General features: G+C 69.8%; 6 protein-coding genes. 4 read left to right on the top strand and 2 right to left on the bottom strand.

Annotated features, from left to right (window positions below):
* Nucleotides 1-123 precede the first annotated feature (123 nt).
* Both recQ and GT354_RS38105 read right to left on the bottom strand, forming a co-directional pair.
* Nucleotides 124-2,178 (bottom strand): DNA helicase RecQ, encoded by a 2,055-nt coding sequence (gene recQ / locus GT354_RS38100; protein WP_161360960.1) that lies wholly within the window; start codon nt 2,176-2,178, stop codon nt 124-126.
* 287 nt (nt 2,179-2,465) lie between these two features.
* Nucleotides 2,466-3,509: a LacI family DNA-binding transcriptional regulator gene (locus GT354_RS38105; protein WP_161360961.1), complete on the bottom strand. Its 1,044-nt coding sequence runs from the start codon at nt 3,507-3,509 to the stop codon at nt 2,466-2,468.
* A gap of 459 nt (nt 3,510-3,968) precedes the next feature.
* Here GT354_RS38105 and GT354_RS38110 point away from each other — a divergent pair, with 459 nt between their 5' ends.
* The 4 genes from GT354_RS38110 to GT354_RS38125 form a co-directional block, all read left to right on the top strand.
* Nucleotides 3,969-5,597: an ABC transporter substrate-binding protein gene (locus tag GT354_RS38110; protein WP_161360962.1), complete on the top strand. Its 1,629-nt coding sequence runs from the start codon at nt 3,969-3,971 to the stop codon at nt 5,595-5,597.
* The gene (locus tag GT354_RS38115) at nt 5,597-6,547 is read left to right on the top strand and encodes an ABC transporter permease (RefSeq protein ID WP_161360963.1); all 951 of its coding nucleotides are present in this window, start codon (nt 5,597-5,599) and stop codon (nt 6,545-6,547) included. The genes GT354_RS38110 and GT354_RS38115 overlap by 1 nt, the downstream gene beginning before the upstream one ends.
* Nucleotides 6,544-7,419, top strand: coding sequence for an ABC transporter permease (locus GT354_RS38120; protein ID WP_346012360.1), 876 nt, complete (start codon nt 6,544-6,546; stop codon nt 7,417-7,419). Before GT354_RS38115 ends, GT354_RS38120 begins: the two co-directional genes overlap by 4 nt.
* Nucleotides 7,420-7,424: 5 nt before the next feature.
* On the top strand, nt 7,425-8,551 hold a 1,127-nt coding region (locus GT354_RS38125; RefSeq protein WP_202512755.1), incomplete at its 3' end, for an ABC transporter ATP-binding protein.

Genomic DNA, 8,551 nt, shown 5'->3' on the forward strand with positions numbered 1-8,551 from the left:
TGGTGCCGGTGGTGCCGGTGGTGCCGGTGGTGCCGGTGGTGTCGGTGGGCCGGCTGCGGCTGCGGCCGGGTTGCCGACAGCCGCAGGGGCCGCCGGCAACCGCTGTGGCCGCCGGCCCGGCGGTCAGGTGTGAGAGGGCCCGAAGTCGTCCGATTCCGGCGGGGGCTCGAAGTCGTCCGGCTCGGGACCGTAGTCGAAGTACTCGGGGTCGGGTCCCGGATCGAAGCGCTCGGGGTCGGGCACGGAGCGCGGGGTGGACTTGGCCGGGGCCCGTGTCGGGGCCGGCGTGGACGTCGGGACCGAGCCCTGGGTCGAGCTCGGCGCCGGGGCGCTCCCCCCGAGCGTGTCCAGAATCGGCTGTCCGTACTTCGCGAGCTTGTTCTCGCCGATGCCGCTGATCGTGCCGAGCTCGGCGAGGGTGGTCGGCCGCATGGTCGCGATCTCGCGCAGCGTGGCGTCGTGGAAGATCACGTAGGCCGGTACGCCCTGCTCCTTCGCGGTCGCCCCACGCCACGCGCGCAGCGATTCGAAGATCGGGGCGGCCTCGGCCGGCATCTCGATCGGGGCCTTGCCCTTGGCGCCCTTCGCGGCCTTGGCCGCCTTCGCCGCACGAGCCGGGCGCTCGGGTTCGCGGCGCAGCATCACCTCGCGCTGTCGGCCGAGCACCGCGCCGCTGGCGTCGGTGAGTGACAGGGCCCCGTGCTCACCTCCGATGGCGAGCAGGTCCTGCGCCAGCAACTGCCGTACGACGCCTCGCCATTCGTCCTTGCTCAGGTCGTTACCGACGCCGAAGACGGTAAGCGTGTCGTGGTCGAACTTGATCACCTTGGCGGTCTTGTCGCCGACCAGGATGTCGATGATGTGCCCGGCGCCGAACGATTGCCGCCGCTCGCGCTTGAGCCGAAGCACCGCGGACAGCAACTTCTGCGCGGGGATCGTGCCGTCCCACGCGGCGGGCGGCGAGATGCAGGTGTCGCAGTTGCCGCACGCCGTGCTCTCCTGGCCGAAGTAGGCGAGGAGGCGGACGCGTCGGCACTCGACCGTCTCGCACAACGCCAACATCGCGTCCAGGTGCAGGCCGAGCCGGCGGCGATGCGCGAGGTCACCCTCGGAGCCGTCGATCATCTTGCGCTGCTGCACGACGTCCTGGAGCCCGTACGCGAGCCACGCGGTCGACGGCAGACCGTCACGCCCGGCGCGGCCGGTCTCCTGGTAGTAGCCCTCGACCGACTTGGGCAGGTCCAGGTGCGCGACGAACCGTACGTCGGGCTTGTCGATGCCCATGCCGAACGCGATGGTCGCGACCATCACGACGCCGTCTTCGCGCAGGAAGCGGGACTGGTTCGCGGCGCGCACGCGCGAGTCGAGGCCGGCGTGATACGGCAGCGCCTGTATCCCGTTTTGCACCAGGAAGTTCGCGGTCTTCTCGACCGAGGCCCGGGAGAGGCAGTACACAATGCCCGCGTCGCCGGGGTGCTCGGTGCGCAGCAGGTCCAGGAGCTGCGTGGTCGGCTTGTTCTTGGGCGCGATCCGGTACTGGATGTTGGGGCGGTCGAAGCTGGCGACGAAGTGCCGGGCCCCGTCCAGGTTCAACCGCGACGCGATCTCCTTGTGCGTGGCCTCGGTCGCGGTCGCGGTCAACGCCACGCGGGGGACGTCGGGCCACCGCTCGTGCAGCTGGGAGAGGGTGAGGTAGTCCGGCCGGAAGTCGTGGCCCCACTGCGCGACGCAGTGCGCCTCGTCGATCGCGAAAAGCGACACCGTCCCGCGATCGAGCAGCCGCAGCGTCGCGTCGACCTTCAACCGCTCGGGCGCGAGGTACAGCAGGTCGAGTTCGCCCGCGAGGAACTCCGACTCGACCATCCGTCGCTCGTCGGGGTTCTGCGTCGAGTTGAGGAACCCGGCCCGCACCCCGAGCGCGGTCAGCGCGTCGACCTGGTCCTGCATGAGTGCGATCAGCGGTGAGACGACCACGCCGACGCCTTTGCGGACCAGCGCGGGGATCTGGTAGCAGAGCGACTTGCCGCCACCGGTGGGCATGAGCACCAGGGCGTCACCGCCATCGATCACATGATCGATGACTTCCTGCTGACTCCCACGAAACGAGTCGTAACCGAAGACGCGATGCAGAACCTGCAGCGCTTCGCTGATCTGGGGACCGTCGTCGAGCGCTGTCATCGGAGCAGTCTAAGAGGTCCCCGCGACACACGAGACGCGTTGTCCACAGCCGCCGATCCGGCGACCCGCAAGTCGGCGAAGCCGTGATCCGACGTAGTCGCGAGTCGGCGCAGCCGGGCCCGGCCGGAGCCCGGGCCGAGAGGCCGGACCGCGCTTCCCCCGTCGCGGTAAAACCGCAGCCCTCCACGCAGAACGCAACGGGTGGTGCGGCCGGGAACAAACCGATCCGCCCCGCAACCACGGCGACGCGCAGAGGCGCCAACGCACCGACCGTAGGCCCGGTCCCCTCAACCGCGTCGCGAAGTCCCCCGCACCTCCAACCGTGTCTCCACGATTCGGCCCGTCGATGTCCGGTCGCCGCTTTCCAGCGCCTCGATCAGCAACTCCACGCCCACAGTGGCGATTTCGACCGGGCACAAGCTCAGCGTGGTGACGGGCGGGTCGGTCTGGGCCGCCGTGGGGTCCTCGCTCACGCAGACCAGGAGCAGGTCGTCCGGCAACCGCAGGCCGTGTCGCCGTACCGTCTCCAGGATCAGCGGCGGGCTGGCCTCGGAGAGTACGAACAACGCGTCCGGCGGGTCCGGCAGGTCCAGGAGGCGGTCGATCGCGCCGCGGGTCTCGTGGTTGCCGGGCATCCGGGTCAGATCCACCAGTGGCCGCATCCCGCGCTCCGCGCACCACGCGTGATACGCCTCCAGCGCCCGGACGTAGAACAACGACGTGGACAGCGCGGCGACCAGGCCGATCCGCCGGGCCCCGCCCGCCTCCAGGTGATCGAGCACACCGCGCACCGCCGCCTCGTGGTCGATGTCCACCCAGTGCGCGCCGGGCACGCCTTCCACCCGCCGGTCCGAGACGATCGGGATCCGGGCGGCGAGGAAGTCCTCGACCAGCGGGTCGTCGGTCTCCGGATCGGCCACCACGGCCGCGTCCAGCGGCAGGTCGGCCCACTCGTCCCTGGCCGAGTGCGTCGGCAGCAGTACCAGCGCGTAGCCGTGCGTGAGCGCGGTCTGCGCGGTGGCGCTGGTGACCTGGGCGTAGTACGGCGATTCCATGTACGACCACGGCGTGGCCACGTACTCACGTACCGCGTAGCCGATCAGGCGCGCGTGTCCGGCCCGAAGCAGCCGAGCCGTCGCGTTGGGTCGATAGCCCAACCGGCGCGCGGTCTCCTGAGCGTGCAGGCGGACCGCGTCGGAGAGTCTGCCCGTGCCGTTCAGCGCGGCCGAGACGGTCGTCTTGGACAACCCGGCCTCGCGCGCCACGTCGACCAGTCGGATCCGGGGCACGGGCGCGGGGCGGCGGCCGCTCCCTCGCGGTGATGTGCTCATGGGCCCTCATGCTGCCGGCTCGGAAGCCCTGAGTCACTCCTGGGTCACAGCGCTGTGACCTTCAGAAAACCGTTCCCGCAAACCCTTGTGCGGGAACGTTCCCGCATCAATACTCCACTGAGTCCGGCTCTCCGCCGGACCTGGCACTCGGCCGAGTCCGGTACGCCGCCGAGTCCGGTACTCCACCCGTTCCGGTACCTCCACGGAGTCCGGTTCTCCGTTCGGTCCGGTACCTCCACGGAGCCCGGTTCTCCGTTGGGTCCGGTACCTCCACGGAGCCCGGTTCTCCGCTCGGTCCGGCACTCCACGGAGTCTGGTACTCCGTTCGGTCCGGTACCTCCACGGAGCCCGGCACTGGGCCGAGTCCGGTATTCCGCCGAGGCCGGCCATCCACTTGGCCGGGACTCCTCGTGGTCCCACGCCCCGTCACCCCCTGGAAAGAGGTGGGTTCTCTTGCGCATGCTCCGATCCGTCGCCGTGCTCGCAGTCGCAGCCGCAGCCGCGGCCGGTTGCTCCGGCGGCTCGGGTGGTTCCTCGAACGACGCGAAGCCCGGTGGGGGTTTCGAGGTCACCAAGGACACTCCCGCCGCGAAGGGGAACATCCCCTCGGTTTCCTGGTCGCTGTACGCCGAGCCGCAGACGCTCGACTACCTGTACGCGTGGGACTACCCGATCAACACCGTGCTCGCGAACGTCTGCGAGCAGTTCCTGCGGACCACGCCGGACATGAGGATCGAGCCGGGGCTGGCCACCTCCTACACCAACCCGGACCCGCTGACCTGGGTGTACAACCTGCGCGAGGGCGTGAAGTTCCACGACGGCACGCCGATGACCTCCGCCGACGCGGTGGCCAGTCTCAAGCGCCACCTCGACCCCGAGCTCGCGTCCGCATGGGGCACCGCGTTTCGCAACGTCGCCTCGATCGACGCGACCGGCCCGCTCCAGGTCACCATCAAGCTGAACACGCCCGACGCGATGCTCAATTCGCTGCTCGCGGCCTCGCCCGGCACGGTGGAGAGCGCCGCCTCGATCGCGAAGGCGGGCAAGGACTACGGCAATCCGCAGGGCGGAGTGAACTGCACCGGCCCGTTCTCGCTGGACAAGTGGACCCCGGGCGACTCGATCACGCTCAAGAAGAACCCGAACTACTGGGACGCCAAGCTGATCCCGAAGGCCGACCAGTTCAAGTTCGTCTTCATCCAGGACCCGGCCGCGCGGGTGAACGCGCTCGTCTCGGGCTCGGTCGACGGCGGCTACATGGTGCCCTCCAGCGCGTTCGCGCGGCTGCGCAACACCCCCGAGGGCAAGCTGTACTTCGGCCCCAGCACCGGCAGTTACCTGCTCGGCATCACCAACATGCAGGGCGTCATGGGCGACCTGAAGCTGCGTCGGGCACTGTCCCTGGCGATCGACCGCGACGGTCTGATCAAGGCCGCGTCCGGCGGGGTCGCCACCGAGCCCAAGGGACTCACCCCCGTCGCTGCGTGGGGCTTGGCCCCCGACAAGGCGCCGGGCTACTTCGCCACCCTGCCGCCGGTCGAGCGCGACCTCACCGCGGCCAAGAAGCTGGTCGCCGAAGCCGGCGGCGCAGCGGGCAAGAAGATCGTGCTCGCGACCAGTTCGCTCGCCCCGGAGATCTCCGTCTCCGCCACCGCGGTTCAGGCCGCCGGCAAGTCGATCGGCCTCGACATCGAACTCAAGACGGTCACTCCCGACGCGTACACCGCGCTGTTCACCGACCCCGAAGCGCGCAAGGGCATCGACCTCGTCGTGACCAACGGATACACGAACACCCCGGACCCGCTCGAGTTCTACGAGTCGTTGGTCACCGGAGCGTTCGCCAACTACGGCAACTACTCCAACCCCGAGTACGACAAGCTCTACGCGCAGGCGGCCGGCACCGCCGACCCCGCGGCCCGCTCGGATCTGACGTCCAAGTTGCAGGACATCGCGCTGCGCGACCTGGCCGCGATCCCGCTCTTCGAGCCGCCGCACAACGTGTTCATGAACAAGCGCATCACCGGCGCCGCGCCCGGTATCGCCCAGCTGTACTGGCCGTGGGCGGCGACGGTCGGGGCCGCGAGCTGATGGCGCGTCACCTCCTGGGCCGCTTCCTCGGGTTGGCGACGGTGTTGCTGGTGACCTCGTTCCTGGTCTTCAGCGCGATCCACCTCGCCCCCGGGGATCCGGTGACCTTCCTGCTCAAGGGCCACCCGGCCACCCCGGAGGCCAGGGAAGCCGTGCGGATCCAGTACCACCTGGACGACCCGTTCCTGTCGCAGTACGCGCAGTGGCTGGGCGACGTGTGCACGGGCGACTTCGGCCGCTCGGTGCAGTTCCGCCAGGACGTCGGCGAACTGGTCTCGTCCCGGCTGCCGACGACGGCGTTCCTGATCGGCTACGCGGCGATCCTGGTGATCGTCTCCGGAGTGATCCTGGGCATCCTGGCCGCGCTCCGCCCGGGCTTCGTGGACAAGTTGGTCCTCATCGGGACCGGCGTGGCCACCGCCACACCGTCGTTCGTCGCTGCGATCGGTCTCGTCTCGTTCTTCTCGATCAAGCTCGGCTGGTTCCCCACCTTCGGAGGCGGCAGCGGGTTCGCGGGGCGCGTGGACCACCTCACGCTGCCCGCCGTCGCGCTCGCGTTCACGCTGTCCGGACTGCTCGCGCGGGTGACCCGATCGTCGATGCTCGACGAACTCGGGCGTGAGCACGTCGAAGTGGCCTGCGCGCGCGGCGTCGCCGAGTCGGCGGTGGTACGCCGACACGTGCTGCGCAACGCACTCGGCCCGATCGTCACGGTCGGCGGCACCATGCTCGCCGGCCTGCTCGTGACCACGTCGATCGTCGAGACGGCGTTCTCGGTACCGGGAGTCGGCTCGCTGTTGGTGACCTCCGTCAACGTCAAGGACTTTCCCGTGGTGCAGGCGATCACGCTGCTGACCGTGGCGGCGTTCGTGGCGGTCAACCTGCTGGTGGATCTGCTGCAACCACTGGTGGACCCGCGGGTCTCCCTGACCGGGCGAGGTGCCTCGTGACCACGATCCCGATGGACCGGGCCAAGGTGTTGCGCCGGCCCGGCTTCGCCTGGTTGGGGTCCCTGCGCCAAGGCCCGCTGTTCGTCGGCGCCGTGGTCGTACTCGCACTCCTCGTACTGGTCGCGGTGTTCGCGCCGCTGATCGCGCCGTACGACCCCAACGCCGTGGACCTGTCCGCGACGTTGGCGGGCTCCACCCCCGACCATCTGCTGGGCGCCGACCAGAACGGCCGCGACATCCTGTCCCGGCTCGTCCACGGCGCCCGGACCGGCCTGCTCGGCCCGCTGCTCGTGGTCGGGCTGTCCACGGTCCTGGGCATCGCCTTCGGCGTCGCCGCAGCGTGGCGCGGCGGCTGGATCGACTCGGTCCTGTCCCGCTCGATGGACATGATGTTCGCGTTCCCCGGCCTGCTGATCGCGATCCTGTTCGTCGCGGTGTTCGGCTCCGGCCTGACCGCACCGGTGATCGCGATGAGCGTGGCCTACACCCCGTACGTCGGGCGCCTGGTGCGCTCGGTGGCCGCGCAGGAGAAGGCCAGACCGTACATCGAGTCGTATCGCGTACAGGGCTGGTCGGGCTGGACCATCTGCGTCAAACACCTGATCCCCAACATCGCGCCCACCGTGCTCGCCCAGTCGGCGATCAACTTCGGCTACACGTTGATGGACCTCGCCGCACTGTCCTACCTCGGCTTCGGCGTGCAACCGCCCGACTCCGACTGGGGATCGATGATCAACGAAGGCCAGTCGGCGTTGCTCCAAAACGTTCTGTTGCCGTCCTTCGCCCCGGGCGTGTGCATCGTCGTCGCGGTGGTCGCGTTCGGCATCGTCGGCGAGGGCATCGCCGACCGAGTCGCGAAGCGGGAGCGGTGATTCCCTTGTCGTATCCGCAAGTTGCCTATCTGGAGATCGACGACCTGACGGTCCGGCTGCCCGAGGGACGGGCCGCACGGCCCATCCTCGACGACGTCTCGCTGCGCGTGGAAAAGGGCGAAAGCGTCGGCCTGGTCGGCGAATCCGGCTCGGGCAAGTCGGTCGCCTGCCGGTCCGTACTCGGGCTGCTGCCCGGAAAGGCGCGAACCACCGGCGAGATCCGGGTGGACGGCCGAAACGTACTCGGGCTGAACAAGGCCGCGCTGCGGTCGCTGCGTCTGCGCGAAGTGGCCATGGTCTTCCAGGACCCGCGCGCGTCGGTCAACCCGATGCGCCGGATCGGGGATTTCCTCACCGAGGGCATGCGGGCGGCAGGGACTGCGGCCGCGGTTGCCGACAAGCGGGGGCTCGAACTGCTCGAAGCCGTCGGCATTCGCGATCCCGAGGGCGCGATGCGCCGCTACCCGCATCACTTTTCCGGTGGCATGCTCCAGCGCGTGGTGATCGCCGCGGCGCTCGCCGGGGAACCGTCGCTGCTGCTCGCGGACGAACCCACCACCGCGCTCGACGTGACCACCCAGGCCGAGGTGGTCGGCATCCTGACGCAGCTTCAGGCGGAGCGCGGGACCGGCATGTTGTTCGTGACGCACGACCTGGAGTTGGCGGCCGCGGTGTGTGATCGCGTGTACGTGATGTACGCGGGGCGGATCGTCGAGACGCAGACCGCCGCGGGGTTGTTCACCCGGCCGCTGCATCCGTATACGGCCGGTTTGCTGGCCTCCACGCCGCGGTTGGACGTGGACGCGGGGCCGCCGCGGCCGATTCCGGGGCGGCCGGTCTCGTTGGCCGAGGCGCCGATCGGGTGCGCGTTCGCGGCGCGATGCGCGTACGTCCAGCCGCGCTGCCTGGCCGAGAAGCCCGCGCTGACTCGACACGGCGACGCGTATGCGGCCTGCTTTCGGGCCGACGAAGGGTTGCTTACTCGGTCTGAGGGTTGGGTGCCGGCCGGGGTTGTCGAGGGGGCGGCTGTCCGGTCGGACGGCGGGATGTCTTCCGGGGTTGTCGAGGGGGCGGCTGTCCGGTCGGACGGCGGGATGTCTTCCGGGGTTGTCGAGGGGGCGGCTGTCCGGTC

The organism is Streptomyces sp. SID3343, assembly GCF_009865215.1.
GTDB lineage: Bacteria > Actinomycetota > Actinomycetes > Streptomycetales > Streptomycetaceae > Embleya.

Coding starts and splice junctions, on each gene's coding strand:
- GT354_RS38115 (WP_161360963.1), top strand. CDS start 5,597: ATGGCGCGTCACCTCCTGGGCCGCTTCCTCGGGTTGGCGACGGTGTTG.
- GT354_RS38105 (WP_161360961.1), bottom strand. CDS start 3,509: ATGAGCACATCACCGCGAGGGAGCGGCCGCCGCCCCGCGCCCGTGCCC.
- recQ (WP_161360960.1), bottom strand. CDS start 2,178: ATGACAGCGCTCGACGACGGTCCCCAGATCAGCGAAGCGCTGCAGGTT.
- GT354_RS38110 (WP_161360962.1), top strand. CDS start 3,969: ATGCTCCGATCCGTCGCCGTGCTCGCAGTCGCAGCCGCAGCCGCGGCC.